Annotated in this window: 31 protein-coding genes; 12 read left to right on the plus strand and 19 right to left on the minus strand. The window is 69.2% G+C overall.

Features of this window, described 5'->3' with window-relative positions:
• Positions 1–8: 8 nt before the first annotated feature.
• The 3 genes from ACIA03_RS08855 to ACIA03_RS08865 form a co-directional block, all read right to left on the minus strand.
• On the minus strand, positions 9–545 hold the full coding sequence (locus ACIA03_RS08855; RefSeq protein WP_396981297.1) for an MSMEG_0572/Sll0783 family nitrogen starvation response protein: 537 nt from the start codon (positions 543–545) through the stop codon (positions 9–11).
• A 91-nt stretch (positions 546–636) separates the two neighbouring features.
• On the minus strand, positions 637–1,461 hold the full coding sequence (locus tag ACIA03_RS08860) for an amidohydrolase family protein (protein ID WP_396981299.1): 825 nt from the start codon (positions 1,459–1,461) through the stop codon (positions 637–639).
• Between the two features lie 141 nt (positions 1,462–1,602).
• Positions 1,603–2,403 (minus strand): alpha/beta fold hydrolase, encoded by an 801-nt coding sequence (locus ACIA03_RS08865; protein WP_396981301.1) that lies wholly within the window; start codon positions 2,401–2,403, stop codon positions 1,603–1,605.
• A gap of 37 nt (positions 2,404–2,440) precedes the next feature.
• Between ACIA03_RS08865 and ACIA03_RS08870 the strand changes: the two genes are divergently transcribed.
• Complete coding sequence (locus tag ACIA03_RS08870) at positions 2,441–3,085, plus strand: TetR/AcrR family transcriptional regulator (RefSeq protein WP_396981302.1); 645 nt, start codon at positions 2,441–2,443, stop codon at positions 3,083–3,085.
• Between the two features lie 17 nt (positions 3,086–3,102).
• Here ACIA03_RS08870 and ACIA03_RS08875 read toward each other — a convergent pair whose 3' ends face one another.
• Genes ACIA03_RS08875 through ACIA03_RS08885 form a run of 3 tightly spaced genes read right to left on the minus strand, consistent with a single transcriptional unit; the run spans position 3,103 to position 5,666 of the window.
• On the minus strand, positions 3,103–3,762 hold the full coding sequence (locus tag ACIA03_RS08875; protein ID WP_396981304.1) for an enoyl-CoA hydratase-related protein: 660 nt from the start codon (positions 3,760–3,762) through the stop codon (positions 3,103–3,105).
• Positions 3,763–3,780: 18 nt separating this feature from the next.
• A complete protein-coding gene (locus ACIA03_RS08880; protein WP_396981306.1) occupies positions 3,781–5,016 on the minus strand; it encodes an NADH:flavin oxidoreductase/NADH oxidase family protein in 1,236 nt (411 codons plus the stop codon).
• On the minus strand, positions 5,013–5,666 hold the full coding sequence (locus ACIA03_RS08885) for a TetR/AcrR family transcriptional regulator (RefSeq protein ID WP_396981308.1): 654 nt from the start codon (positions 5,664–5,666) through the stop codon (positions 5,013–5,015). Before ACIA03_RS08885 ends, ACIA03_RS08880 begins: the two co-directional genes overlap by 4 nt.
• 165 nt (positions 5,667–5,831) lie before the next feature.
• Between ACIA03_RS08885 and ACIA03_RS08890 the strand changes: the two genes are divergently transcribed.
• Complete coding sequence (locus tag ACIA03_RS08890) at positions 5,832–6,035, plus strand: hypothetical protein (protein WP_396981310.1); 204 nt, start codon at positions 5,832–5,834, stop codon at positions 6,033–6,035.
• A 22-nt stretch (positions 6,036–6,057) separates the two neighbouring features.
• Positions 6,058–6,816 (plus strand): nucleotidyltransferase domain-containing protein, encoded by a 759-nt coding sequence (locus ACIA03_RS08895; RefSeq protein ID WP_396981312.1) that lies wholly within the window; start codon positions 6,058–6,060, stop codon positions 6,814–6,816.
• Here ACIA03_RS08895 and ACIA03_RS08900 read toward each other — a convergent pair.
• From ACIA03_RS08900 to ACIA03_RS08925, 6 genes are all read right to left on the minus strand, one after another.
• A complete protein-coding gene (locus ACIA03_RS08900) occupies positions 6,776–7,495 on the minus strand; it encodes a sulfite exporter TauE/SafE family protein (RefSeq protein ID WP_396981314.1) in 720 nt (239 codons plus the stop codon). The genes ACIA03_RS08895 and ACIA03_RS08900 overlap by 41 nt on opposite strands.
• 393 nt (positions 7,496–7,888) lie before the next feature.
• Positions 7,889–8,680, minus strand: coding sequence for a DUF2182 domain-containing protein (locus tag ACIA03_RS08905; protein ID WP_396981316.1), 792 nt, complete (start codon positions 8,678–8,680; stop codon positions 7,889–7,891).
• Positions 8,681–8,698: 18 nt separating this feature from the next.
• Complete coding sequence (locus ACIA03_RS08910) at positions 8,699–9,334, minus strand: DUF1326 domain-containing protein (RefSeq protein ID WP_396981318.1); 636 nt, start codon at positions 9,332–9,334, stop codon at positions 8,699–8,701.
• 296 nt (positions 9,335–9,630) lie between these two features.
• On the minus strand, positions 9,631–10,002 hold the full coding sequence (locus tag ACIA03_RS08915; protein ID WP_396981320.1) for a hypothetical protein: 372 nt from the start codon (positions 10,000–10,002) through the stop codon (positions 9,631–9,633).
• Positions 10,003–10,325: 323 nt separating this feature from the next.
• On the minus strand, positions 10,326–10,850 hold the full coding sequence (locus ACIA03_RS08920) for a 2'-5' RNA ligase family protein (protein WP_396981322.1): 525 nt from the start codon (positions 10,848–10,850) through the stop codon (positions 10,326–10,328).
• 31 nt (positions 10,851–10,881) lie between these two features.
• On the minus strand, positions 10,882–11,955 hold the full coding sequence (locus ACIA03_RS08925) for a class I SAM-dependent methyltransferase (RefSeq protein WP_396981324.1): 1,074 nt from the start codon (positions 11,953–11,955) through the stop codon (positions 10,882–10,884).
• Between the two features lie 187 nt (positions 11,956–12,142).
• On the opposite strand from ACIA03_RS08925, the gene ACIA03_RS08930 reads away from it, so the two are divergent.
• Positions 12,143–12,475: a hypothetical protein gene (locus tag ACIA03_RS08930; RefSeq protein WP_141793738.1), complete on the plus strand. Its 333-nt coding sequence runs from the start codon at positions 12,143–12,145 to the stop codon at positions 12,473–12,475.
• A gap of 160 nt (positions 12,476–12,635) precedes the next feature.
• Here the strand turns inward: ACIA03_RS08930 and ACIA03_RS08935 are convergent, their stop codons facing one another.
• Positions 12,636–13,115, minus strand: a complete 480-nt coding sequence (locus tag ACIA03_RS08935; RefSeq protein ID WP_396981326.1) for a MerR family transcriptional regulator — start codon at positions 13,113–13,115, stop codon at positions 12,636–12,638.
• 90 nt (positions 13,116–13,205) lie between these two features.
• On the opposite strand from ACIA03_RS08935, the gene ACIA03_RS08940 reads away from it, so the two are divergent.
• Complete coding sequence (locus tag ACIA03_RS08940; RefSeq protein ID WP_396981328.1) at positions 13,206–13,646, plus strand: SRPBCC family protein; 441 nt, start codon at positions 13,206–13,208, stop codon at positions 13,644–13,646.
• 92 nt (positions 13,647–13,738) lie between these two features.
• On the opposite strand, the gene ACIA03_RS08945 is transcribed toward ACIA03_RS08940, so the two are convergent.
• Positions 13,739–14,668, minus strand: coding sequence for a creatininase family protein (locus tag ACIA03_RS08945; protein ID WP_396981330.1), 930 nt, complete (start codon positions 14,666–14,668; stop codon positions 13,739–13,741).
• A gap of 131 nt (positions 14,669–14,799) precedes the next feature.
• On the opposite strand from ACIA03_RS08945, the gene ACIA03_RS08950 reads away from it, so the two are divergent.
• Positions 14,800–15,183, plus strand: coding sequence for a hypothetical protein (locus tag ACIA03_RS08950; protein WP_396981332.1), 384 nt, complete (start codon positions 14,800–14,802; stop codon positions 15,181–15,183).
• Positions 15,184–15,221: 38 nt separating this feature from the next.
• Positions 15,222–15,458, plus strand: coding sequence for an HAD family hydrolase (locus ACIA03_RS08955; protein ID WP_396981334.1), 237 nt, complete (start codon positions 15,222–15,224; stop codon positions 15,456–15,458).
• Here ACIA03_RS08955 and ACIA03_RS08960 read toward each other — a convergent pair.
• On the minus strand, positions 15,455–15,970 hold the full coding sequence (locus ACIA03_RS08960; protein WP_396981336.1) for a hypothetical protein: 516 nt from the start codon (positions 15,968–15,970) through the stop codon (positions 15,455–15,457). The two genes, ACIA03_RS08955 and ACIA03_RS08960, sit on opposite strands and share 4 nt — an antisense overlap.
• A 187-nt stretch (positions 15,971–16,157) precedes the next feature.
• Between ACIA03_RS08960 and ACIA03_RS08965 the strand changes: the two genes are divergently transcribed.
• The gene (locus tag ACIA03_RS08965; protein WP_396981338.1) at positions 16,158–16,982 is read left to right on the plus strand and encodes an HAD hydrolase family protein; all 825 of its coding nucleotides are present in this window, start codon (positions 16,158–16,160) and stop codon (positions 16,980–16,982) included.
• A 46-nt stretch (positions 16,983–17,028) separates the two neighbouring features.
• Positions 17,029–18,471 (plus strand): glucose-6-phosphate dehydrogenase, encoded by a 1,443-nt coding sequence (gene zwf, locus ACIA03_RS08970; protein WP_396981340.1) that lies wholly within the window; start codon positions 17,029–17,031, stop codon positions 18,469–18,471.
• A 24-nt stretch (positions 18,472–18,495) separates the two neighbouring features.
• Here the strand turns inward: zwf and ACIA03_RS08975 are convergent, their stop codons facing one another.
• From ACIA03_RS08975 to ACIA03_RS08985, 3 genes are read right to left on the minus strand one after another with little or no spacing between them, the layout of a single operon-like run.
• Positions 18,496–19,263 (minus strand): ABC transporter ATP-binding protein, encoded by a 768-nt coding sequence (locus ACIA03_RS08975; protein ID WP_396981342.1) that lies wholly within the window; start codon positions 19,261–19,263, stop codon positions 18,496–18,498.
• Positions 19,260–20,354 carry a FecCD family ABC transporter permease gene (locus ACIA03_RS08980; protein ID WP_396981344.1) on the minus strand — a complete coding sequence of 365 codons (1,095 nt, stop codon included), beginning with the start codon at positions 20,352–20,354 and terminating at the stop codon, positions 19,260–19,262. The genes ACIA03_RS08975 and ACIA03_RS08980 overlap by 4 nt, the downstream gene beginning before the upstream one ends.
• The gene (locus tag ACIA03_RS08985) at positions 20,351–21,364 is read right to left on the minus strand and encodes a FecCD family ABC transporter permease (RefSeq protein ID WP_396981346.1); all 1,014 of its coding nucleotides are present in this window, start codon (positions 21,362–21,364) and stop codon (positions 20,351–20,353) included. The genes ACIA03_RS08980 and ACIA03_RS08985 overlap by 4 nt, the downstream gene beginning before the upstream one ends.
• 106 nt (positions 21,365–21,470) lie before the next feature.
• Between ACIA03_RS08985 and ACIA03_RS08990 the strand changes: the two genes are divergently transcribed.
• The 3 genes from ACIA03_RS08990 (at position 21,471) to ACIA03_RS09000 (ending at position 24,349) form a co-directional block, all read left to right on the plus strand.
• Positions 21,471–22,433 (plus strand): ABC transporter substrate-binding protein, encoded by a 963-nt coding sequence (locus tag ACIA03_RS08990; protein WP_396981348.1) that lies wholly within the window; start codon positions 21,471–21,473, stop codon positions 22,431–22,433.
• Between the two features lie 165 nt (positions 22,434–22,598).
• Complete coding sequence (locus ACIA03_RS08995) at positions 22,599–23,603, plus strand: 5'-3' exonuclease H3TH domain-containing protein (RefSeq protein WP_396981350.1); 1,005 nt, start codon at positions 22,599–22,601, stop codon at positions 23,601–23,603.
• A gap of 182 nt (positions 23,604–23,785) precedes the next feature.
• Positions 23,786–24,349: a PGN_0703 family putative restriction endonuclease gene (locus ACIA03_RS09000; RefSeq protein ID WP_396981352.1), complete on the plus strand. Its 564-nt coding sequence runs from the start codon at positions 23,786–23,788 to the stop codon at positions 24,347–24,349.
• A gap of 370 nt (positions 24,350–24,719) precedes the next feature.
• On the opposite strand, the gene ACIA03_RS09005 is transcribed toward ACIA03_RS09000, so the two are convergent.
• Positions 24,720–25,940: a trans-sulfuration enzyme family protein gene (locus tag ACIA03_RS09005; protein ID WP_396981354.1), complete on the minus strand. Its 1,221-nt coding sequence runs from the start codon at positions 25,938–25,940 to the stop codon at positions 24,720–24,722.
• Positions 25,941–25,973: the final 33 nt, after the last annotated feature.

Here is a 25,973-nt window from a genome sequence, read left to right on the forward strand (position 1 = left end):
CCGGTCCCTCAGAGGTTGTAGGTCGAGTTGATGATGGCGCCCTTGCGGGCGTAGTGGATCAGCGCGTCCTGGACGTCGAGCGGGTGCGAGGGCACGACGCCCTCGATCAGGTCCTCCTCGCGCAGGCCGTGGAGCCCCATCCCGAAGCGGCAGCAGAAGACGGTGCCGCCCTCCTTGATGAAGGTCTCGATGGCGCCGTTGGTGTTGAGCTCCCCGGGGAACCCGGCATCGCCCATCGTCGGGAAGCCACGCGAGGCCATGCAGGCGAGCGTGCCCGGCCCGTAGAAGTAGATGGCGGAGTCGAAGCCCTTGCGCAGCGCGCGGGTCGCCTGCAGGACGGCGACGAAGCTGACCGACGACTCGTGCGGGATGCCGTGGATGAGGGTGAAGTAGGACTCGCCGTCCTCGGCCTGGTAGTCGGGGAAGATCTTCGTCGAGCCGTAGATGTTGGTGCCCGGCTGCGACGAGGGGTGCGGGATCTCGCCGAGCGACTTGGCCATGTTCTCGGCGATCTGGGCGTCGATGTCAGCGGTGTCAGTGGTCACGAGGGTCTCCATGAGAGGTGGAAGGGGCGATGCGGGTGGTGGGAGCGAGCTCGTCGTCCTTGACGAGTGGCCGGCAGCGAAGCTGCCGGTCTCAGCCGTAGAGGGCTGAGAAGTTGTGGTGGAAGAAGGCGTCGGCGAGCTCGCCGTCGCCGGCCGCGGCGGACAGGCGAGCGTGCTCGCCGGCGAAGTCGCCCCACGGGGCGTCGGTGGCGAACAGGATGCGGTCGTGCCCGACCCCGCGGCGCTCGATCTCCTGCACCAGCCACGCGGGCGCGAAGCCGATCGCCCAGCTGGTGTCGGTGTAGACCTGCATCCCGGCCTCGATCCAGTCGAAGAGCCGGCCGCCGATGAGCTTCATGTGGCCGCTCATCCCGCCCCCGAGATGCACGAGATGGAGGCGTACGTCGCGGGCATAGCGCTCCACGAGCGTGCCGATCTGGTCGACGTCGGAGGCGGCGCCGGGCGAGGTGTGCACGTGCACGGTCAGGTCGTGCTCGCGCGCGGCGGCGAAGACCTTGTCGAGCTGCTCGAGGCAGTCCGGGTCGGTGGGATGGCCGCCGAGCAGGAAGCTGGTCTTGAGGGCGGCCACCCCCTCCTCGCCGGCGAGGGCGAGCGCCGCGTCGTTGCGGGCGGCGTCGGTCGGCTTCGGGGAGACCCACAGGCCGCACCGGATCCGGTCGTCGCTCTGGGCGGCCTCGATGGCCAGGTGGTTGAGGTCGAAGGCGGCGTCCGGGTCGGGCACGCCGTAGTTCGGCAGCACCAGCGCCCGCTCGATCCGGTCGGCGTCGAGGTCGGCGACCAGCTCCTTCACGGTGGCTCGCGCGGTCACGTCGGCGTTGATCGCCGGACCCCCGTAGAAGGGGTACGCCGGCAGCCGGCCGATGTGGCGGTGCGCATCGCGAAGGGGCTTGGTCATGGCATCAAGCCTTCGGCCCAGGCATTTCGGGATGGTTACGTCTGGAATACGGAGTGCGCGTCGGTTCGTAAGTTCGGTGTAACCCGGCCATCGCGAACCGTCGACGTCGTGAGTCGACTGCCGGGCGTCATCCCCCGATCGTCAGGACCGGGCCAGGGAGTTGAGCATCCGTCCGAGTGCCGTGGGCGCGTCCACGTGGGCGAGATGGCCCTGACCAGGAAGACGATGGACCTCGGCATCCGGAAGCCGGCGCCTGACCTGCTCGAACGACGTGCCGTACGGAGCCATGTCGAGGTTGTCCTCGCCGATGATCAGGTCGACCAGACCGGCTTGCGACCCCAACGAGCCAGGGATCTCTGCCAGCGAGAGCGCCAGGAGCTCGGCATAGAGGGGTTCGCTGAGCTGACGCAGCGTCATCCATGCGGCGGGGTCAGATCGGAGGACCTCGACGTGCTCTTCCGAGAACCCCGAGACCTCCCGGTTCACGATCTCGACGCTGCGATCCCGGTCGCCGAGGTCGTCGGCCTCCCGCAGCGCGGGCAGCGCATGGCCACCGAAACCCGGCGCGACGGGCTCGTACCCGATGACGTGCTCGACGGGTCGTTCGGAGGCGAGCAGGAGGGCGATGAGTCCCCCGTAGCTCCAGCCGAAGATGGCGCGGGGTTCGCCGGTCTGCTCGAGCACGGCCGCCAGGTCGTCCACCTCGGTCCGAACCGAGTAGTCGTCACCGAGTGGGCCCGACGGGGTCCGGCCTCGCCGGTTGACGATCGTGACCGCGGGCCAGGCCGTCGTGGCCCGGGCCACGTGTCGCCATCCTCTGGCGTCGCTCATGACGCCCGGCACCATGAGCAGACCGGGCCCGTCGCCCCCGTCCCCGTACACATCAACGGTGACCCAGCTGCCGGCACCGACCGAGACAGATTTCTGAAACGTTTGCTCCATAACTCAATTATGAAGCAAACGCTCTATAATGCAACGCATGAGCTCCCGGCCAGTGGGACGTCCCCCGATGTTCGATCGAGACGACGCCGTGCTCGCGGCGTCGCGCCTCTTCTGGAGCCGCGGCTACTCCGGCACGACGACACGCGCGCTCAGCACCGCCCTGGGAATGTCGACCTCGAGCATCTACGCCGCGTTCGGCAGCAAGGCCGGTCTCTTCGAGGCAGCCGTTCGCACCTATGCCGAGCGCTACCGGGCGATCTACGTCGAGGCCTGCGCGGAGGCCGATCTCAGCGACGTCCTCAGCCGGCTCCTTCGTCGTTCGGTGGAGGAGTTCACCCAACCCAGTGCTCGGCATCCGGGATGCCTGATCAGCAGTGCGGCGATGACCGACGCACCGGACGCCATCGACACCCGGACCTATGTGAGCGAGCTGCACGCGTCCAACGAGCGGGCGCTCCGCGAGCGCATCGAACGTGCCCATGGCGAGGGGCAGCTCGGGACCGGCATCGCGCCGTCGACCCTCGCCTCGCTGACGCAGACGCTCTGGCACGGCCTGTCGGCCCAGTCCAACCAGGGTCTGGATCGTGGCACGCTCCTGGAGATCGTCGAGGCAGCTCTCGGAACGCTGCTCGACATGACCCAGGACCGCGTTCGCGATGCCCGCCTCGGGGCGCTGGGTTAGCGCCCCGAGGCGGCACCTCAGGCGCCCTCGCCCAGGAGCGCGGCGACCGCGGTGGCGTACATCGTCGACTTGATCTTGCCGAGCGTCTCGGCCGGCTTGCCGGCGAGCGGGGCGACGCGCGCGATGGTCTGCTCGAGGAGCTCGGCCTCGGGGGCGGTGCCGTCGACGATGCCGGCGGCGAGGGCGTCGGGGCCGGGGAACCGGCGGCCGGTGGTCATCGAGTCGGTCGCCGCCCGCGGGGTGAGCTTGGCCTGGATCAGCGCGGCCATGCCGGGGGTGAACGGGATCTGGATGTCGACCTCGGGGAAGCAGAAGAAGCCGCGGTCCTCGCGCATGACCCGCCAGTCGAGGGTCATCGCGAGCATCGCGCCGGCACCGAAGGCATGCCCGTTGATCGCCGTCGCCGTCGGCACCGGGAGAACCAGGAGGCGAGCGAGGAGGCCCTGGACCTGGGCGGCGTACGGCTCGAACTGGTCGGCGTTCTGCCCGAGCCAGTCCAGGTCGAGGCCGTTGGAGTAGAACTTGCCGGTCGCGGTCAGGACCAGCGGCCCGGGCGTTGCCATGACCTTGTCGAGGGCGTCGTTCACCGCCGTCATCCAGTCGGGGCTGAACCGGTTCTCGGTGTTGCCGATGTCGAGGACGTACACGCCGTCTGTCTGAGTCAGGGTCACTGTCATGATCTTTCCTTCCGAGGGTCAGCCGCGCGGGGAGCGCAGGCTCTCGAGGCCGTTGTTGAGGAGGTACTGGGTCACGTTGAGGGCGGCGTGCCGGTCGGGGGCCGGCTCCTTGCCCTTGGCCATCCGCCACATCTGGACGCTGTAGTAGGTCAGCTCGGTGAGGCTGTCGAGCATCCGGATCCCGCTGCGTCGCGGGTTGACGACGCTCTCGTCGGCGCGGCCGGCCAGCAGCTGGGCCGGGAAGTCGGGCTGCACGGTGAGCGGCCTTCCCAGGCCGACGAGGTCGACGGCCCCGGACTCGACGGCGTCGACCATCCCGGCGGCCGTACGGAACCCGCCGGTGAGCATCAGCGGCAACGCCGGCAGCTCGGCGCGGACGCGTTCGGCGTACGCGAGGAAGTAGGCCTCCCGCCGCCGGGTGCTCGCCTTCAGCGCCGGGTCCACGCCCAGCATGGCGGCCGAGGTGTAGGTGCCGCCGGAGATCTCGAGCAGGTCCAGGCCTTCCGCGGCGAGCGCGTGGACGACCTCGAGCGACTCCTCCTCGCCGAAGCCGCCCTTCTGGAAGTCGGCCGAGTTGAGCTTGATCGCGACCGGGATCTCTGCGCCGACCTCGGCGCGGATGGCGCGAAGCACCTCGAGCACGAAACGGCGCCGCTTCTCCGCGGTGCCACCCCAGGCGTCGGTGCGCTGGTTGGACAGCGGCGAGAGGAACTGGCTGATCAGATAGCCGTGCGCGCCATGGATCTGTACGCCGTCGAAGCCCGCCCCGGTCACGACCTTCGCGGTCGTGGCGAAGCGCCGGATCAGGTCCTCGATCTCGCCCGAGGTCAGCTCGCGGGGCTCGGCGAAGAGCCCGCCCGTGCCGGGCACCGCGACCGCCGAGGGAGCCACCGGATGGGCGGTGAGCGTACGCGGCGTCTGCCGGCCCGGGTGGTTGATCTGGACCCACACCTTCGAGCCGCCGGACTTCGCGATCCGCGCCCACTCGGCCAGGTCCTCGACGTTGCGGTCGTCCTCGACCACGACGTTGCCGGGCTCGCCGATCGCGGTGCGGTCGACCATCACGTTGCCGGTGATCGAGAGCCCGACGCCGCTGTCGGCCCAGCGCCGGTAGAGGTTCTTGATCCGGCTTCCGGGCGTGAAGTCGCGACGCCCCAGGCCCTCGCTGAGGGCGGCCTTGGCGAGCCGGTTCGGGATCACGAACCCGTTCGGCAGCTCGAGCGGCTGCGCCAGGATCGACTGGTCTCGGGTCACGGGTTGCTCCTCGGCGTGTTCGGTGATGCCTTGGCCGGACGTGGCTCGAGCGGGACGGCGAGGATGGCGCGGACCGCGGCTTCCAGACGGGCGGCGGTCGCCGCGTCGGCCTCGCGGTCCTCGACGAGGCAGCGGCGCAGGATCCCGCCGGGCAGGTCCACGACGCAGACCGCGATCGCCTCGACCGCGATCCGGTCGCCGCGGCCCCAGACGCCGCGCGCCAGCGCGATCAGCACCTCGAGGAACTTCTCCTGGACGGCGCTCAGCTCGGTCTCGATCTCCGGCGGAAGGTCGGCGGAGAAGAGCTGGTCGCGACGCTGGGCGAAGAACAGCCGCGCGCTGGCCGGGAAGCGGCGTACGAACTCGACGGGGGTCAGCGCGACAGCCACGACAGCATCCTCGCCCGTGGAGTCCGCGGCCCTCTCCCCCATCGCCTCCGCCATCAGGTCGCCCAGTCGGCACCAGGACCGCAGCCACAGCCGCGCGAGCAGCACGTCCTTCGACCCGAACGCGTGGTAGATCGTCCCGTTCGACGCCCCCGCCGCAGCAGCCAGCGACCGCAGCGTCAGCCCCGAAGGGTCACCGCTGGTCACGATCTGCTCGGCAACGTCGAGGAGATCGTCGAGCGTGTGGAGTCGCTGCCGGGACATGCGGACAATCTAAATAGAGCGAATGCTCTAGATCAACGGGTATCAGCTGTGTCTGGCGTCACATCGGCAGAGCGGTTCCGTGGGAGCGGCGCGGCGGCGCATCGCCGTTCCCTCCGGCTGATGTACTCGAACTCCTGTCGACGACGAGCAGCGAGGAGAACAGCCGTGAGCAACGACGAGTCTTGGGATGGAACGGTCGTCAAGAAGTCACGGGCCATGCTGGACGGCTCGAACCTCTACCGGCGGGTGACCATCCGGACCGAGTCCGGGGAGACCCAGAAGGTCCGCGTCCACCGCGCCCTGTGGAAGGAGCTCGAGGTCGGCGACCGCATCGCGAAGGAGGCGGGCCAGGAGCCGCGCCGAGCCTGAGCACCGCACCGTGGGCATGTCCATGACGAACCGATCAGATCCTGTGGCTGCCGCGAAGGACCTGGTCCGCGAGCGATTCCCCGGGGCGCAGCAGGCGTGGCTCGGCGGGTCGGTGGTCCTGGGCGGAGCGACGCCGATGTCGGATCTCGACATCACCGTGCTCGATGCGACAGCGACGGTCAACCGCGAGTCTCTACGGCACCTGGGCTGGCCGGTGGAGCTGTTCGTGCACACCGAGGCGAGCATCCGCCACTTCGTCACCCAGAACCTGGCCGAGCGCAAACCGACGATGGCGCGGCTCGTCGCCCGAGGCGTACCTCTGCTGTCCGGCGACGGCGGAGCGGCCGTACGTCGCTACTGCGAGGACGTTCTTCAGGCCGGTCCTGCTCCCCTGCCGGCCGAGACGCTGGACGGCGCTCGCTATGCGCTGAGCGACCTCGTCGACGACCTGCAGGCCGCCGAGCCGGGCCCGGAAGGCACCGCGATCGCCGTCGAGACGTGGCGGCGTACGGCCGAGCTGCTCCTCGACGTCAACGGCCGCTGGCGTGGCGGCGGTAAGTGGTTGATGCGCGAGCTCATCACGCTTGACTCTGCGGCCGGGACCACCTGGGCACCCCGCCTCGACGCCGGCCTCGCCGCGGCCCTTGCCGGGGACACCGTGCCGCTCCGGACGACCGCCGAAGACTGCCTCACCCTGGCCGGCGGCAGGCTCTGGGAAGGATTCCACCAAGCGGCACCGGTCAGCGGACGGCGTTCACCAGCACCGCAACGGCCGAGATGACGAGGGTCGCAATGACGAGAGGTCGCAGGCGAGCCGGCGAGACGCGGTGGAAGACGGCGTCGCCCAGCCGCCATCCGACGGGCAGCCCGACGACGCCTCCGACTGAGAGCAGCAGCACCTGCGGGTCGAGATGCCCGAGGACGAGGAAGGCGATGACCGCGACGAGGTCCTGACCGGCGAACACCGCCTGCAAGGTCGCCCGGTAGCGCCGCGGCTCGCGGCCGACGAGCGCGAGCACCAGTGGCGGGCCGTTCATCCCGGTGGAGGTCAGCAGTCCCCCGCTGACGATGCCGGCGACCGGCAGACCACGGCGGCCGATCTGTGGCCTGGCCGCGATCAACAGCACCAGGACCAGGATCACCACGGCGATGCCGGCCGAGAGCAGACGTTCGTCAACGACCGCCAACAACACCAGTCCGAACGGCATCCCGATGATCCCCGTCAGGGTCAGCAGCAGGCTGTCGCGCCGATCGACGTAGGCACGCTCGCGCAGCGCGATCCCAGCGGTGAGGACGAGACTGACGACCGTCGCCGTCACGACCGCACGAGCGGGATCGGTCACGAGAAGCAGGCCCGGCACCGCCGCCATGACGGACCCGAACCCGGTCACGGCCTGCACGAGCGCGGCGACGACGAACACCAGCAGCGCGACCCCGGTGAGCATGAGGATGTCGAGCAACGGGTTCAGCCCACGAGCGACGTATGCCTGGGCCGCGGCGGGGCGGGCTCGAATCGACCGGCAGGCCAGAGCAGCAGCTCGGTCACCCTGTCACCTCCACCGTGCGTACCGAAACGGGCCCACACCATAGACCAGGTGAGGCAGCGAGACGAGATCTGGACAGCCGCCTCCTGGCACAGGACCGCACCCGACCTTCGACACCTGCTTCGCCGGCGTTCGTCACCGCCATGTCGACTGAGAGCCGGTCGATGTCGATGCCGAGCACGGTGGCCTCGGGGTAGGCGCGCGCCAGCGCGAGCTCGACCATCCCCCACCGCAGCCCACGACGAGAATCCGACATCCCTTCACGGACAGAGCACAGTCCACCATCCGGCGGCGACACCTCGTTGGTGGTCAGATGCTGATCGAGGCGAGCAGGGCGGGCTGGAGCAGAACGCCCAGACCGAGGGCGATGACCAGGGTCCCGACGACCCTGGCGAGCGCGGCGCCGTACCGCCAGTTCTTCTCGGCGAGGAACACGACCGCGATGGCCGCCATCCAGACCAGGTTCATCAACCCGACGACGAACAGCACGGTCATCAGGGCCCAGCAGCAGCCGAGGCAGTAGGCACCGTGGGTCGCGCCGGTGCGCAACGCGCCGACCACGCCGCCGCCGAAGTCGTGGGTCATGAGGAACGACATCGGGCTGCGGCACGCGCGCTGGCACGCCAGCTTCCACCGGGTGAACTGGTAGACCCCGCAGACGACCAGTACGGCGCCGCCGAGCGGCGCGACCCAGGCGGTGTCATGGGCGACGTTCCGGAATGCGACGAGCACGGCGAGCGGCACCACCCCGGCGGCGGTCCACACGATCAGGTAGCCGACCCCGAAGGCGACGGTCGGCACGACACTGTCGCCGCGGCGCCGCGACACCATCCGGTGCAGCAGGACGATGGGCGCCACGGTCGGGAACATCATCGCGACCATCATCGTCGCCCACATCGCCATGAAGGTCGCGGCGCTCATGTCGAACGGCATCATCGCCGTGCCGATCGCGCCCAGGCCCGACGCCATGTCTGCCATGTCGGCGGCCTGGCCCACGATCGACCACCAGGCGACCGCGGCCAGGGTCAGCAGGACGCCGACCGTCACGAGCGTCGCCCGTACCTCCAGCGCCTGGTAGGCCGAGCGCGGCGTATCAGTCATGCTCGCCCCTCGTCCCGGTCAGAACCGCCCGGCGCCCTCGGCAGGGGCGAGCCGGTTCTCGCTGGACCACTCGACCTCGGCCAGGTAGGAGTTCTTGTTCGGGTGCTCCATGGTCACTCCGTCGGCGTCGACCCGAAGGGTCGAGGTGGTGCCGATGAGACCGTCCTGGAAGATGAAGCCGTCCTTGAGCACCATGTGCGGCTCGTGCCGCTCGCCGGTCACCGGGTTGGCGAACGCCTGCCAGGCGACCTCGACCTTCTCCCCCACGCGTACGCGTGGGTTGCCGTCGGTCTCGGTGATCTCGATCGGCTCGAAGAACGGGCCGTGGATGTCGGTGAACGTCGAGGCGAGGATCTCCCACGGCAGCCCCGGGTCCTCGGCGGTGAGGATCGGCACCAGCGCCTGCTGCTGCTCCTCGGTGCCGTCGATGAACAGCGCGAGTGCGCCGTTGCCCTCGTGGATCGCACCCGGCCACTTGGCGCCGCCGACCACCTTCGCTCCCGCGAGGTCGACCCCGTCCTTCTCGCCCTCCGTGATGGAGAACGCCACCACTCCTTCGCACTTCCCGTACGTCGGGAAGCCGCTCAGGTTGCAGCTGCAGCCGAGCTCGCAGTTGCACGCCTCGTAGTACTTCGCCTTGATCCGCCACGCCATGACAGTCCCCTTCCAACGAGCTGTCGGAAGCGATTCGTCCGCGAGGGGCATCCGCCCCGGCAACTGACCTTTCACGCCAGCGTAAGAGCGCCCTGACGTGCGGGAATCACCAAGGTGAGGTAACCCCGAAGCGATCAGGAAAGCGGTAGAACCGCCAGAATCCGAACCCCTCGGCTGAACTCGTACATGATCCGCTCCAGCTCGTCGCGGTCCGGAGCGAAGGTGTCCGCCACGGCCTCGCCCATCACCCTCGATCACCCGGGCGCGCGCGGGCCGCCGCCGATGCGCCCGGTACCTCAACCAGTGATGTCCCCGACACTTGCCTCGTCGGACTGACGCCAGATCCCATGCTCTCCGCCGTCGTAGACGAGGGAGAACTCCCTGCCCTGGACCGACTGGAATCCATTCGCAAAGAACAGGTAGCCCACACCCCGGCGGATAGCGCACTCTCCGGCTTGGTTGCACCCGAGGTCGAAGTCGCCGACGAACCCCGACACGGCCACATGTGGCGCCCACTCACCGGTGAAGACGGCCCAGTCGTAGCCATCGACGGCACCGGTGACTCCGGCGCCGACCGTGCCGGTGAGATTAGGGCTGACGCCGGCGAAGGTCTCGAAGGTGCCGTGGAAATCTCGGCGTACGCAGAAGTGGTTGGTGCGACCTTCCACACTCGAATCCGGATGCCGACGTCGGTCAGCGCCCAGACATGGCCGTCGAGGCCGGCGTCCGCAAAGTTCCGGAGGCGCTCGGTCACGTCGGCGATCTGATCCTTGACCTGCGGCGCGCACGCCACGGACTCATCCGCGCGGGCAGCTGCGGTGGGTGCCAACATGGTCGCGAGCAAAAGGATCATCAGCAGGTAGCACCAAAAGCCCCGGTGGGCACCCCTGACGACGGGTCTCATTTCGGGCATCCTCTGACCCTCCACACGAGTTAGCCCGAGCCGGGTGCGTCACGGCGAACGCCGTGCCGATGCGGCCAGGAGAGCCCGTCAGAGCATGCGGGGCAGCCGCCAGATCCGGCCGCTGCTGCTGTCCACCAAGGCAGTGCGAACCGCATGCAGCTCGAGGGGGAGGACATCCGCGATGGCGTTGACGATCACCGGAAGCTGGGCCGCCGAGGCACGGGTGGCTACCGACACGTGCGGCAACCACAGGTCGGGCCAGTAGTGCTTGTGCAGGTCCGCCCCGGCCTCGAGCAGCGCTCTCGCGACACGGTCCTGCCGCATCGCCACCGTGGCGGAGAACGAGGGCGCTAGGGCCACCCGACCACGTGGAAAGATCAAGGCGCCATGACTGGCGCACCGGAACGGCTCACCCTCCGGAAGCCCGTCGAGCACGTCCCGCACCGGACCGAGCTCCCACGTCCGCAGGACCGCGAACGAGAGGTGCGGATGGTGGCGGCCGTGGGTGTGGCTCACCATGGTGCCGACTCCGTTCTCCTCCAACCGCGCCCAGAGCTCACGCACCAGGCGGTCGGACCGAGCGTCGAAGAGCTGGCACACTGCGAGCGCCATGGGATCAGCGTGACACAAGCCCCACGACGGATCAGGTGAGTCGGTAGAAGCGCCAGAACCCGAAGCCCTCGATCGGGAGGACCTCGAACCCGCTGAACCCCGCCGCCTCGCCGTAGCCCTTCAGGGTCGACGGCCGCATCACCGTCCCGGTCCCGACGCTCGGGGGCGAGGAGAGCCCGTCCGGCAGACACACCAGGAGGCTGAACCCGTACATGATCCGCTCCAGCTCGTCACCGTCCGGCGCGAAGCTGTCCGCCACCGCCTCGTCCATCACCACCATGGATCCGCCGGGGGCGAGCGCCTTCCGGACCGCGCTGAGCACCTCGACCGGCCGGGGCATGTCGTGCACGCACTCGAAGGCGAAGGCCACGTCGACCGTCGCGTCCGGGAGCGTGGCCGCGTCCTGGCACAGGAACCGCACGCGGTCCTCGACCCCCGCCTCACGGGCGTTCGCCACGGCCATGTCGACCGAGGGCTGGTCGATGTCGATCCCGAGCACGGTGGCCTCGGGGTAGGCGCGAGCCATGGCGATGCTCGACCAGCCCGCACCGCACCCCACGTCGAGAATCCTGCATCCCTTCGCGGAGAGGGCGTCGTGAACTTCAGGCACGCTGGCGAGCGCCGGCCCGAGCTGCTTCTCGTACCACGGCCGATTCGCATCCGCCTGCGACTGCCTCGCGTCATCGCCGAGTCGGTCCCAGCTGACCCCGCCACCATTCCGGTACGCCTCGAGCAGCTGAGGAAGCGCCGGCCCGACCGCCGCGAACATCCGGCTGATCGGCGCCAGGTAGGCCAGGCTGCTCGTGTCCGTCATCACCTCCGCGGTGCTTTCCGGGATAGCGAAGCGCCGCTCGTCAGGCTCGCCGTCGGCCTCGACCACCAACAGGCCGGACACGGCCTGCTGCTCGAGCCACTCCCGTGCGTACCTGACCTGTGTTCCCGTACGCTCCGCCAGCTCGACCGCACTAGCCGGCCCCTCATCCGCCAGCGATCGATACCATCCGAGCCGGTCCCCGATGAAGATCGAGACGACCTCCACCGTGCCGAGGAGCGACCCGAAGAGCCGCTCAGCAACTTCGTCCGCCGTCTGCTGTGATGCATTCATCGCTCCACCATCGTCCGGGGCAGGCTGGCCGAGTCAGCCCGGGTCCAGCCGTACTTGGATTGAGGTACGGCACCTCGACCCGCCCGCGTCCCCGCAACCCACTTGCACCGGAATGACGCGGGACCCTTTCTGTCAGCCGGGTTTGCACGCCAGATCAAAGTTCGATGCGTAATGGCAAGATGACTACATGGCATCGGACTCCCGGATGGTGGCATTGGGTTTCGGAAAGTTCGCGCGCGCCGACCGTATCTTCGCCTTGGAGCGCATCACCGGGGAGGAACGCGGCGATGGCCGCCGCACTCGAGTCTGGATCGACGGGGTCACCGACCCCTTGATCGCATCCAGGACCGAGATCACAATCCTTCGCGATATGGGCCAGGAGTCCGCGGTCACCGCACCCGAGCTCGACGAGGCAATGGACCTCGCCGCGCGTCTGGCGGCCGCGGCTGAGGAGGGTCGGGTGGATCTGAGCGATCTGGGTCGTCGTGCGCGACGCCTCCTCGCCACGACGACGCCATAGGAAGGGAGACCTCGACAGCCCGCCCTTCGGTGAGTGACCATCGCGGCGATGTAGAGCGCTCGCGGCGGTTCGACGCGGGTCGGCGAGCGCCCTCATTGCGGCAGAAGACGCCGCTTTCCGGGTGCTCGCATTTGAGACACCGGTCCACCAGGTTTGCGGGCTACTGGGGTCGTCGGCAGCCTGCGCCCTCGGCTTCGAGCAGGTTGAGCTGGCGGCTTGGGTCGACGGCGGTCGCATCGGGTGCCGGGAAGAGGGCGCACTCGTCCGGGCTAGCACAACCGCAGGTCTGGGCCACCTGGAGCCAGCCCCTGATCGCGAGCGTTCTGGCCAGCAATCGGTCGATGCTCACGATCTTGCCCTTGGACAGCTCGCTGAATGCGGGTCCGAGTCCCGGTCCGCCGTCGATGTCGCTGATCAGCGCACGGATTTCGGCGAGGGTGAAGCCCGCCTCCTGGGCGACTCGGACAAAGCCGAGCTTGCCGAGCACGTCCGCGGCGTACCGCCGCTGACCTCCGATCCGCACGGGAGCGGGAAGCACGCCGATCTGCTCGTAGTAGCGGATCGTCGACGCCGCGATACCGGCATGCCGCGCCACCTCCCCGATCGTCAATGTGGCAGTTTCTCCCATCGGTGCACCCACTCGAAAAATTTTCCCGCGAAAGCTCTTGACTTCAAGTCAACTTTAAGCCCAATCGTCGACATTGAAGCCCCTCACTGAAAGGAAGACATCATGATCGAGTTCGACGCCGAGGTGACGATCAACCGACCGGTTGACGAAGTGTTCGCAGTGATCGCCGATCTACAGAAGGCGCCCGACTGGGAGATCGGCGTCCTCAACGTCAACGTCACCGCGGCCGGGCCGGTCGAAGTGGGGACGACGTTCACGAAGACGCTCAAGATGGGCCCGTCCAAGGTCGACGGCAAGTGCCACATCACGCGGTTCGAGGATGGCCAGGTGCTGGCCTTCGCTCTCGACTCCGGTCCGCTGGACTGCGTCGGCGAGTTCACCGTCGAAGCCGTGTCCGAAGGTACGAGGCTGCGGTCGACGGGGTCGGGCCGCCTCCACGGGCCGTTCCGCCTCATGACGCCGATGATGGGCGCGCGCGTCAAGCGCGACGGACAGAGGGAGGTCGAGAACCTGAAGGCGCTGCTCGAGAAGACGCGGGTGTAGGCGTTCAAAACAGAACCAGTGAAGCGCCGCGGGTTTGATGCCGCTGCATACTGGGCGAAGTGACGCGCTGCCGTGCACAGGACTGTCAAGCATTACATGGACGCGCGAACGCCACTGACATGGTCAACGAAAAGCGTCGCCACCGCTTCCAGGATTGCCGCACCCTTCTTCGCACTTGCCAGCGACGGACTGCCGATGATGCCCGTATCGGTGTAAGCGCGCAGGCCGTGAGTTAACAGGTGTGGACGGCTGTCGGCCAGATGATCCTGGTGTTTGAAGTCTGGTCCCACCAGGTCGGGGGCACAGTGGAGAAGGATGCTGATTTCTAGCTCGCCGGCGTGCATGTCGTCGTGAGCGTTCGTCTTCAGGCCTGCGGCTTCACGGGCCGCGGTCCAATCGCTGCGACCAGGAAAGAGGGAGAGATCGCTAGCTTCCTGGACGACGTTCTGCAGGACGTAGTTGCCGCCGTGGCCGTTGATGAGCACGACATGCTCGGCGCCTTGGGCACGGGCGGAAGCAACGATGCCCTCGACCAGTCGGATCAGCGTGGCAGCGGGGATGCTGATGGTTCCCGGCCAGTCGGTGTGTTCTTGGGAGCACGAGACGGTGATCGGGGGCAGCAGCCAGAGGTTGTTGGCACGGGCGACCATCGAGGCGATCTGGGTGGCGACGATGGTGTCGGTGGACAGCGGCAGGATGTCCCCGTGCTGCTCGAAGCTGCCGATCGAGAGCACCGCGATCTTGCTGCCACGAGAGGCGACGTCAGGGCTGGTCTCGGTGGAGATCACGTCGGGGTTGGTCATGGGGATGCTCAGGCCTTCCATGCCGGCGGCGCTCGCGTGGTCGAGCGCCGCTCGAGTGTCGCGGCGGTCGGAATCGATGTTGCTACGACGCACCGCGACGTACGCCGCCAACTCGGGGGCGCCTGCCTCGTTCGCCAGCTGGATCGCCCGGTTGGTCCATGCCATGGCCTCGTCGAGTTCGCCCGCATCCTGGTGGAGCCAGCCGGTGAACTCGCTCATCCGGGTGGCGACACGCAAGACATCTGTCCGTTCGGACCCGGTCGCTCCGCGTACGAACCCCGTCATGAATCTGGCCTGCTCCCTCGCAAGTGCGAGAACAGTCCGAGGTCCAACGGCAGGGATGTCGCGCTGTGCCTTCTGCTCCTCATCGACGTACGCACTCTCGCCGACGCCGGCACAACATCGGGCTGCTGCAACACCTGCCCGACGTGATGTCCGCAAGCGCATTCGCCGAGTTCGCGAGTGCTCGCGCCGACCTCAGCGATGCGTACGAGCGGTTCGCAGCCAACGCCGCTCCGCGTGGGGGCTCGACGTCGGAAGACGCCTGGGGCTCGACCCCGATCGGCGCCCTTCTCCTCCAACTGGCCGAGGTGGTCATCGCAATGCGTCAGGCGGGACGGCCCGTCGACAACGGCGTCATCCGCAGCATCGCGATCTCTGGCCTACGCCTATGCGGGGATCTCGACCGGACCGCGGCAGACAGAGCGCTCGGTCTGATCGGCACCTATCTTTAACGTCGCAACAGTCTTGAGGACCAACAGAACGGGGCCTCATGCGCACCTTGATCCTCAGCGACCTCGACGGCACGCTCCTCGGCCCCGGCGCGGTGCTCTCGACAGTGACCCGCGACGGCATCAACGACCTCGTCGCCGACGGCCTGCTGTTCACGTACGCAACCGCCCGCTCGTACTTCTACACAGCCCGAGTCACCGATGGACTCGACCTGCGGGTCCATGTCACCGTCTCCGGCGGCGCCTTCCAGCTCGACACACGGCGTAGGGACGCCTAGCAGGTCACGTCGGGGTTGAAGGTCGCGAAGCTGCCGTCCGGGTTGGCGTGCCAGGCGTAGGCGTGCAGGTCGTAGTGGATCGGCATGCCCTCGAAGTGACCCGGCATCGGCCCGTCGAACTCGTGGCCGAAGAGCGCGGGCCGGTCGTCATTGGTGCCGAGGTCCTGGTCGGCGTCCACGACGAGCCACTCGGCGGCGACCAGGACTCGGGAGCCGTTCGGCCCGTCCTCGTAGATCAACGCCTCGGGACGCGAGGGCTCGAACCGACCGTCGAAGCGGCCGAAGTTGACGTAGTGATATCCCATGTTGGGCACGCAGTCGTCGGTGCGGACGAAGCCGTCCGCGATTGCCGCCGACTCGTCCTGGTACTTCGCCGTCCAGGCGCGGACCGCCTGGATCCCGGCTTCGGGGTCCTCCGGTGCCGCTACCGCGCCGCCCTGGGCAGCGAGAGCGACGAAAGTGAGCCCGGTCGAGACCGCCAGGCCGATGTGGATGCTTCTCTTGGAATTCACGATCGTCTCCTTGGGTTTGGATGGCTCCGCCTTCTTAAGAGTCCGTCGGCCCAACTCCGGTTACATCCCCCATTCAGGGGGCGTGCGCCCCGGGCCTTGATGTGCTTGCGAGCCAAATAGCTTCTTCCGAGGCTTGTCGGCCCTTCAAACTGAGGGGCACCACCGGGGACCAACGAGAACGGAACATATGAACACCTTGATCCTCAGCGACCTCGACGGCACCCTCCTCGGCCCCGGCGCGGCGCTCTCGACGCCAACCCGGGACGGCATCAACGACCTCGTCGCAGGCGGCCTGCTGTTCACCTACGCGACCGCCCGCTCGTACGTCTCCGCAGCTCGGGTGACCGACGGCCTCGACCTGCGGGTCCCGGTGACCGTCTCCGGTGGCGCGTTCCAGCTCGACCCACACACCGGTGCGATCCTGAATGAGGAGCGCATCGCGGACGACGACCTGGACGCCGTGATCCGGCTCTGCGAGAAGCACCGGGTCCCACCGATCGTCTACAACGGCACGCCGACGGCCGAGCGCGCGACGTGGGTGGAGGACGAGGAGTCCGACGGGATGCGCCGCTTTCTCGCGGACAGGGTCGGGGACCGGCGGTTTCGGCCGGCCACAGACTGGGGTCGACTCCCCCGCGACGGCATCTTCTACGCCACCATCATCGGGGAGGCAGCAGCGATCACGGCCCTGATCGCCGACATCGCGGCGGCCACCGATGGCCGGCTCTCACTCATAGCGCAGATCGACACGCACGACCCGCAGGACACCTACCTCGAGCTCAGCGCAGCCCGCGCCACCAAGGCCCACGCGGTCGCCTGGCTGCGGGACTACCTGAGCGTCGACCAGGTCATCGCCTACGGCGACAACCTCAACGACCTGCCCATGTTCGGGGCAGCGGATGAGGCGTACGCCGTCGCCAACGCCGCCCCGGAGGTCCTCGCCGCCGCGACCGGAGTCATCGGCACGAACACCGAGGACGGTGTCCTCCGTCACCTCTCAGCAGCCTGGTAGCGCGAGTCCCCTGGTTCCTCGACCACGAGTAGATGAGACTGGGTACGTGCCCACGAAACCAGCCCCGCACGTACTCGTCCTCTTCGGCGCGACCGGTGACCTGGCCGCGCGGAAACTGTTCCCCGGGCTGTATCGGCTCGCGCTCGCCAAGCGGCTTCCGGATCAGCTCGCGATCATCGGCAGCGGGCGGCGCTCGCCGGGGACCGACGAGGACTTCCGCGACCAGGTGAGCCAGGCGCTGAAGGAGTTCGTCAAAGAGGTCGACGAGTCAGTCGCCGGGCCGCTGCTGGAGCGGATCCGGTTCGTCGCATCCTCAGCCGAGGACGGGACCGCGCTGGCCGAGGCGGTGCACGATGCCGAGGACCGGCTCGCACTGGAGAGCGGACAGACCGTGGGCGACGTACAGCGCCTTCTCTATCTCTCCGTGCCGCCGCAGGCGGTGGAGCCGATGGTCGGGATGCTCGCCCGTGAGGGTCTCAATCAACGCAGCCGGCTGGTCGCGGAGAAGCCCTTCGGCACCGACCTCGCCTCGGCGCGCGAGCTCGACGCCGTGCTCAGCGAGGCGTTCGACGAGAAGCAGGTCTTCCGGATCGACCACTTCATCGGGAAGGAGGCCGTGCAGAACCTGCTGGCGCTGCGCTTCGCCAACGGCCTCTTCGAGCCCGCCTGGAACCGGCACAGCATCGAGTCTGTGCAGATCGACGTACCGGAGAAGCTCACCGTCAAGGGGCGCGGCAACTTCTACGAGGGCACCGGCTGCCTGCGCGACATGATCACCACCCACCTGTGCCAGCTGCTCGGGTTCGTGGCGATGGAGGACCCGCACGCCTTCCGGGAGGGCGCGATCCGCGCCGCGAAGGCCGCCGCCTTCGCGGCCGTCCGGCCGCTGGACCCCGAGCGCGTGGTCTTCGGGCAGTACGACGGCTATCGCGAGGAGCCCGACGTCGCCGCCGACTCCGACGTGGAGACGTACGTCGCCATCGAGGCGTGGATCGACAACGACCGCTGGCGCGGGGTGCCGTTCTACCTGCGCACCGGCAAGGCGCTCGCCGCCGGGCGCCGGACGATCACGATCCGGTTCATCGACCCGCGGCACCGCTGGCTGCAGCCGGCCGACTCCGGCTCCTCGGAGCCCAACGAGCTGGTGATCGAGCTCAGCGACGAGGCCCGGATCGAGATCGACGTACGCGCCAAACGACCCGGCCCCGGCATGGCACTGACCGAGGGGGTCTTCCGCCTCGACCTCGCCTGCGACGCCCCGGACGCCGGGCCGCTGGAGGCCTACGAGCGGCTGCTCCTCGACGTCATGAACGGCGACCGGACCCTGTTCACCAGTGCGCGCGAGGTGGAGCGGCTGTGGGAGATCTGCCAGCCGGTCCTCGAGCACCGGCCCGCCGTGGAGAGCTACCCGCAGGGATCCTGGGGGCCGGAGTCGGCGCTCGAGCTGCCGATCGGTGGCTGGCGGCTGGGACGGAGCCGGCCTGCGTAGAGCCCGGGCCCTACGCAGGCGGGCTCAGGCGCGGCGTACCGGCACGACCGCCGGTGCGCCGTCGACGTCGATGACCTGGGCAGAGAGCCCGAAGACGTCATCGAGCCCCTCCGGGGTGAGGACATCGCTCGGAGCCCCGGCGGCCGCGATGCGACCCTGGGAGACGACCACGAGATGGTCGGCGAAGCGCGCCGCGAGGGTCAGGTCGTGAAGGACGCAGATGACGGTGCGGCCGGACTCGTAGGCGACCGAGCGGGCCAGCGTCATGACGTCGACGGCATGGGCCAGGTCGAGGAACGTCGTCGGCTCGTCGAGCAGGAGATGCTCGGTGTCCTGGGCGAGGACCATCGCGATCCAGGCGCGCTGTCGCTGGCCGCCGGAGAGCTCCGTCACCGGCTCGTCGGCGCGGTCGATCAGGTCGACCTGGCTCAGGGCGCGGCGTACGACCTCCTCGTCGCGCTCGCTCCAGCGCTGATACCAGGAACGGTGCGGGAAGCGGCCGCGGGCGACGAGGTCGCCCACCGAGAGGCCGGCGGGCGTGACCGGGGCCTGCGGAAGGAGCGCGAGCTGGCGGGCGAGCGCACCGTGGCTGAGGTCGGCGATGTCGGTGCCGTTCAGATGTACGGCACCGGTGGTCGGCCGCAGCAACCGGGCCATGCCGCGAAGCAGCGTCGACTTGCCGGACCCGTTGGGCCCGACGATCACGGTGAGGGCACCGGCCGGGATGTCGAGGTCGACGTTGTGGATGATGCCGCGCTCGCCGTATCCGAGGGTCAGGTCGGTGACCTTCATGAAGTCATCCCTTCGCTACCGGCGCGCTGCCGCGCCACGACGAACAGCAGGTAGGGCGCACCCAGCACCGCCGTGAACACTCCGACCGGAAGCTCGACCGGCCCGAACCCCGTCCAGGAGAGCACCATCCGGGCTGTCAGGTCGGCCCAGACCAACAGGGCCCCACCGGTCAGGGCGCTGGCGAGCAGCGGGGGTCGTGACGTACGCGAGAGTGCCCTGGCCACCTGGGGTGCGCACAAGGCCAGGAAGACGACGGCGCCGGCGACCGCCGTCGCTGCTCCGGTGAGAGCCGTGGCGAGCAATAGGAAGAGGATGCGGGTCCGGTGCACATCGAGCCCGAGCCCTCCGGCCGTGTCGTCGCCCAGCACGAGGAGGTCGAGGCGGCGGGCGAGGAGGACGAGCGGACCGGTTGCGGCGGCGAGGACCACGAGCAAGCCGGCCTGGCCGGGCCAGGTGGCGGCGTGCAGCGATCCGGAGAGCCAGGCGAGCGCCGGCCCGACGACCATGACGTCGCCCAGGGTGAGCAGCCAGCTCACCAGCGCCGTTCCCGCGGCGGCCAGGCCGACACCGACGACCACCATCCGTACGGGGTCGAGCTGGCGTCCACGGATGGCGAGCAGGTAGAGCACGAGACCGGAGGTGAGGCTTCCGACGAGCGCGGCGACCGGCAGGCCGACCGATGCGGCCAGGCCGGACACTCCCCCGTTCCCGCCGGCCAGGATGACCACCGCGACCGCGGCGACCGACGCGCCGGCGTTGAGACCCAGGAGGTCCGGGCTGGCCAGCGGGTTGCGGGCGACGGACTGGAGGACGGCTCCGGCAAGGGCGAGGCTGCAACCCACGAGGACCGCGGCACCGACCCTGGGGCCGCGGAAGTCGACCACCACGAGCCGGCTGAAGGGGTCGCCCTGCCCGGCCAGCGTACGAAGGACCTGGCCGAGGGTGAGACTGCTCTCGCCGACCGCCAGCGACGTCGCCACTCCAGCGAGCAGCAGCAGCGCGGCGGCCAGCACGGTGAGCCGCGCCGGCGTCTTCGACGACCGGATGCCCGTCCGCGCCCGCTCCACGGGCAGGAGTACGTCGAGGCTCACAGGATCAGCTCCCGCCGGCGGATCACCGCGATCAGCAGAGGCGCACCGAGGATGCCGGAGACCACCCCGACCTGGAGCTCACCCGGCCCGGCGACGAGACGCCCGACGACATCCGAGGTCACGGTCAGGACGGCGCCGACCAGCGCACCGGCGAGAACGCCCCGGCTCCAGCTGGCTCCGACCATCAGCCTGGCGAGGGTCCCGGCGAGCAGGCCGATGAACGCGATGGGACCGCAGGCGGCGACCGAGGCCGCGGTGAGCAGGGTGACGGCCAGGAGACCGACCAGCCGCGCGCGCCTGATCCGTAGGCCCATCGCCGAGGCGACCTCGTCGCCCAGCGCGAGCAGGTCGAGGGAGCGGGCGTTCACCGCCGCCAGCAGGAGCCCGGCGACGACGATCGGGAGGACCGTCAACGGCGTGTCCTGGCCGCGCTCGGCCAGCGATCCCACTGCCCAGAACCGGTAGGAGTCGAGCGTCTTGGCATCGAGGAGGACGACCGCAGAGGTGAGCGCGCCCAGGAAGGCCGTCATCGCTGCCCCCGCTACGACCAGCGCTGCGCCACCCTGACGGATGCTGCGCCGGGCGAGCGTATGGACGGCGACGGCCGCGGTCGCTGCGCCGAGCGCGGCGGCGGCGATCGTGCCGGGCAGGCTCTGGACCAGCTCGAGCCGCAGCCCGAGGACGACAGCGAACGCGGCGCCGGCGCTCACCCCGAGCAGGCCCGGCTCGGCCAGAGCGTTGCGGGTGTGCCCCTGCATCAGCACGCCGGCGGCACCGAGCGCCGCACCGACGATCAGGCCGAGCACGGTGCGCGGGAACCGGAGGGACCGCACGATCACGTCGCCTTCGGAGCCGTCAGGACGAAGAACGGCGTGCGCCAGCTCGCCAGGACTGAGCGCGTTCGCCCCGAGCGCGAGGGAGGCGATGGCGACCACCGGCAACAACAGCGCCAGAGCGGCGATGCTGCCCCAAGCCGTGACGGCGCGGCCGCTCTGGGGCGCGTGGAGCATGTGGTGATCCATCTCATCTGGAGAGCGGGGGTTCTCGGAAGAGAAGGTTAGCCTACCCTTATCCCACCTGCGGCCACCTGGGCCGCATCTGGACAGAGGAGAACCGTTGATTCGCGCTATCATCCCCGCCCTGGCCGCGGCCCTGGCCCTGGGACTGAGCGCCTGTGGCGCCGGCGATACGGACGCGGACGCCGCCGAGGAGCGCAGCGTCACCATCGAGCACGCCATGGGCAGCACGACCGTCAAGGGCGAGCCCCAGCGCATCGTCGCGCTCGACTCGAGCCTGGCCGACGCGACCCTCCTGCTCGACAAGGACCTGGTCGGCATCACGACCTACCGCGGCTACTCGACCGACCTGCCCGACTACCTCGGCGACGACCGTGAGCACGCAGCCGAGGTCGTCTCCGTCGGCGACCAGACCACGCCGAGCCTGGAGAAGATCGCCGCGCTGAAGCCCGATCTGATCGTCAGCATCAAGGTCCGCCACGAGGCGCTCTACGACCAGCTCTCCAAGATCGCCCCGACGATCATGCCCGAGACCTCCGCGCACCTGTTCAAGGAGAACCTGCTCATGCTCGGCAAGGCCGTGGGGCAGGAGCAGAAGGCGCAGGAGGAGATCGCGGCGTACGAGAAGGCTGCCCAGGAGGTCGGCGACGCCATCAACGCGAAGGCCGGCAACCCGACCATCTCGGTGACCCGGTTCCTCGACGGTCCGACGCGCCTCTACACCAAGGGCACCTACTCCGGCGTCGTGCTCGCCGACGCCGGCCTGGCCCGCCCGAAGTCGCAGGAGACAGACGACTTCGCACTCGACATCTCCGAGGAGAAGATCGCCGACGCCGACGCCGACAAGGTCTTCGTCACCACCTACGAGGACGAGGAGGGCATCGCGGTCAAGACCAAGGCCGCCTTCGAGCGCAACCCGCTCTGGAAGCCGATCGCTCCCAAGGTCACCGAGGTCTCCGACACCACCTGGATGACCGCGGTCAGCGTCCAGGGCGCCTACTACATCCTCGCCGACCTGGCGAAGACGTTCGGCGTCGACGTCGAGGTCCCGCACGTCGCCTGACCCGGCACCACCGCGCGAGACACGTGGCGGGGGGGGGGGGGGGGGGGGGCGCGCCGCCGCCCGCCCCCCGCCCCCCCCCCCCCCCCCCCCCCCCCGGGGGGGGGGGGGGGCCCCGGGGGGCCCCCCCCCCCCGCCACGGTGTCATACGCGCCTACGATGGGCGCGATGTCGATGAACAGCTCGCCGAGCCCCCGCCGCCTCCTGCTCGTCGTCGACGCGCCGTCGCTGCTCCATCGCAATCATCACGCGCGAGCGCACACCCGCATGGTCGACCGGGCCGGCCGGCCAGCCTGGGCCCTGCACGGCATGCTGCGGCAGATCCTCGACTCGATCGACGCGTTCGCTCCGGACGCGGTGCTCTTCGGTCTCGACGACCGCACCGCTTCCGTACGCAGGGACGCCTATCCCGACTACAAGGCCGGGCGAGCCGAGAAGGACCCGATGCTGGTCGAGCAGCTCGGCCGGGCCGGTGCGATGCTCGACGCCCTCGGGCTCGCGACCCTCACTCCCCCGGGCCTCGAGGCCGACGACGTCAACGCCTCCGGCGCGGCGTGGGCCGGCCGCAACGGCTGGGACTGCGTCGTGATCACCTCCGACCGTGACGCGTTCGCCCTGATCAGCTCCCACACCCGTGTTCTGCGGCTGATCAACGGCGGGATCAACGGCTCTCCCCTGCTCACCCCCGCCCGGCTGTACTCGATGTACGGCGTGCCGGCCGCTCGCTACCTGGAGTTCGCGGCCCTCCGCGGCGATGCGAGCGACAACCTGCCCGGCGTCAGCGGCATCGGCGAGAAGACCGCCGCCGCGCTCCTCGATCAGGTCGGCCCCATGGACGGCGTCTGGTCCGACGTCTCCGACAACGACGGCCGGAAGGTGACCGAGATCCTCGACGCGTGGGCGGCCGAAACCGGCGTACGCCGCATCGGCTCGCGCGTCGTCCGCGCACTCTCCGCCCCCGGCGCGCGGGAGCGCTACGACTTCAACCTGCGAATGATGACCTGCCACGACGACCTCGACCTCCGCCTCACCCCCGACATCCCCGGCACCCCCGGCCTCCTCCCCCTCGACATCGACCGGGTCACCCGGGTCGTCGGCTTCCTCGGTGTCGAGGCCACTACGGCGGTCGCACAGCGGGTCCTGAGCACGAATCCGGCCTCGACAGCGACCTAGGCGGTCGAGTTCCACCACCTTGTCGAGCTCGTCGGGACGGAACGATCCTTTCGGCTCGAGATAGGCCAGAACGTACGGCTCTCGCTTCTCGATCCCGGCGAGGCCCTGCTCCTACCCGATTTGAGCGAGCCCGTCGGCGCCACCGACGCAGGCCGCGCCGGTTCGTCGATAGAACGGGGTCCGTGACGGTGACCGATGCCCAGCTTTCCTGGATCAGCCCCGAGTGGAGGGAGAAATGGGCTCCGCTCACCGGGAACACCGGTGGCTCCGCATTCGACACTTTCGTCACCTACACACGCAACGACGGCGAACGCGGATTCCTCGGGATCGAGTGCAAGTACGCCGAGAACCTCTCCAAGGCTCAACCCCGGCCGGCGCGCAATGTCTACCGGCTGGAGACGGCCAACGGCCCGTGGCACGAGGGCGCAGAGACGCGCCTGAACCAGCCCAGGCTTCGCCAGTTCTGGTACAACCAACTCCTCACCCAGCGAGTCGCACGCGCCGACCATTTCGCCGAAGGCATTGGAGTCGTTGTCGCCTGCCACGACGACCTCACTGCTCGTGAAGTCGTCGAATCGATTCAGGCGGAACTCGACGATCCGACCACTCTCCGCTTCTCATCGATCAACGATGTGGTCGACGCCGTCACCGGCAACGAGTCCTGGCGTCAAGCCTTCACCGAGCGCTACCTGACGTATGACAAGATCCCTGAGCGTTTGGCTCAAGCAAAGTCGGTCCCGAGCTGACACGGAGTAGGCGTCCGCGCGAGCGCGCGAGTACGTGGCGATTCTCGACTCGCCACGCAACGCATCCTTGAGGTGAACGAAAGTTCGTTCACCCGCGGACGAACAGATGAGTCCGCTCCGAAATCCGCGATGAGCACAGAACAGGTGGCGACCTGCTGCTGCGGGCCGGTGAACCAGCCGCGACAGGCGTTACTGGCAGTGTCCAATCGGGTGAGGGCTCGGGCCCGCTGCCACTTGTGCTGGCGTTTGGAGCAGCCGCCGAGGAGGCCGTACGAGTTGTTGCGGCAGTTCTCCCCTGTCCGGATCTCCGCCCCGCACGACGTCGGCGCCGCGAAGAGCAACCACACGAAGCCCCGGGCGTTTGGACCGCTCAGCGGACCAGAAGGGCGTCGGATCTTGCTGACCGAGCCGAGGAACCAGGGCTACTCGAGAGTGCGGTGTCGAGGTCGGCCATCAGGTCCTCGGGACTCTCGAGACCGATCGAGAGGCGTACGAGGTTGGCGGCGGGCTTGGCGTGGGCGGCGACGGGGCGGTGGGTGAGGCCGGCGGGGTGCTGGATGAGGGAGTCGACGCCGCCGAGGGAGACGGCGTGGGTGAAGAGCTTGACCGAGGAGGTGACGCGGGTGGCGGCTTCGTAGCCCCCGCGCAGAGCAATCGCGATCATGGCGCCGGGTCCGGTCATCTGCTTGCCGACCAGACCGCGATCGTCATCCAGCCCCGGGAAGTGGACCTGCTCGACCGCCCGGTGCGATTCCAGCCACGCGGCGATCTCGACGCCGGCCGCCTGCTGGGCGCGCATGCGCGTGGGCAGAGTGGCGAGGCCGCGGTGCAGGAGGTAGGCCCCGAGGGGGTGCAGGAGGCCGCCGGTGACCGCACGGACTTGGCGAAGAAGCGCGGCGGTCTCCTCGTCGCAGGCGATCACGCCGCCGACGACGTCACCGTGGCCGCCGATGTACTTGGTGGCGCTGTGCAGCGACATCGCCGCCCCGAGCTCGAGCGGGTTCTGCAGGACCGGGGTGGCGAAGGTGTTGTCCACGAGCACCGGTACGTCACCGGCCGCCGCCACGACACCGGCGATGTCGACGAGGTCGAGCGTCGGGTTGGCCGGAGTCTCCAGCACCACCAGCGCGGTGTCGGCGCGCACGGAGGCGGCGACCTCGTGCTCGGCACAGAAGGTCACCTCCACGCCGAGGAGACCGGAGGCGAGCAGGTGGTCGGTGCCCCCGTACACCGGCCGGACCGCGACGACGTGCCGCTTGCCGCTGAAGGAGGTGCTCGCGATGATCGCCGCGGTCATGGCCGCCATCCCTGAGGCGTACGCGACCGACGTCTGGGCGTGCTCGAGCTGCGCAAGCGCCGACTCGAACCGCGCGACCGTCGGGTTCCACAGCCGCTGGTAGACGAACCCACCGTCCGACGTCGGGTGGCCGCCGGTCGCCATGGCCTCGTAGGACGCGCCGCCGCGCTCGATGTCGGGCAGCGGGTTGGTCGAGGAGAGGTCGAGCGGCAGGGCGTGGACGCCAAGGTCCGCCAGGTCCTCCCGTCCGGCGTGGACGGCGAGCGAGTCGAGGTGAGGGTTAGCGATCGGCATGGCCCAGATGCTGGCGGGAATCGCAAGATCAGG

This window comes from Nocardioides sp. NPDC051685, assembly GCF_044453405.1.
Lineage (GTDB): Bacteria > Actinomycetota > Actinomycetes > Propionibacteriales > Nocardioidaceae > Nocardioides.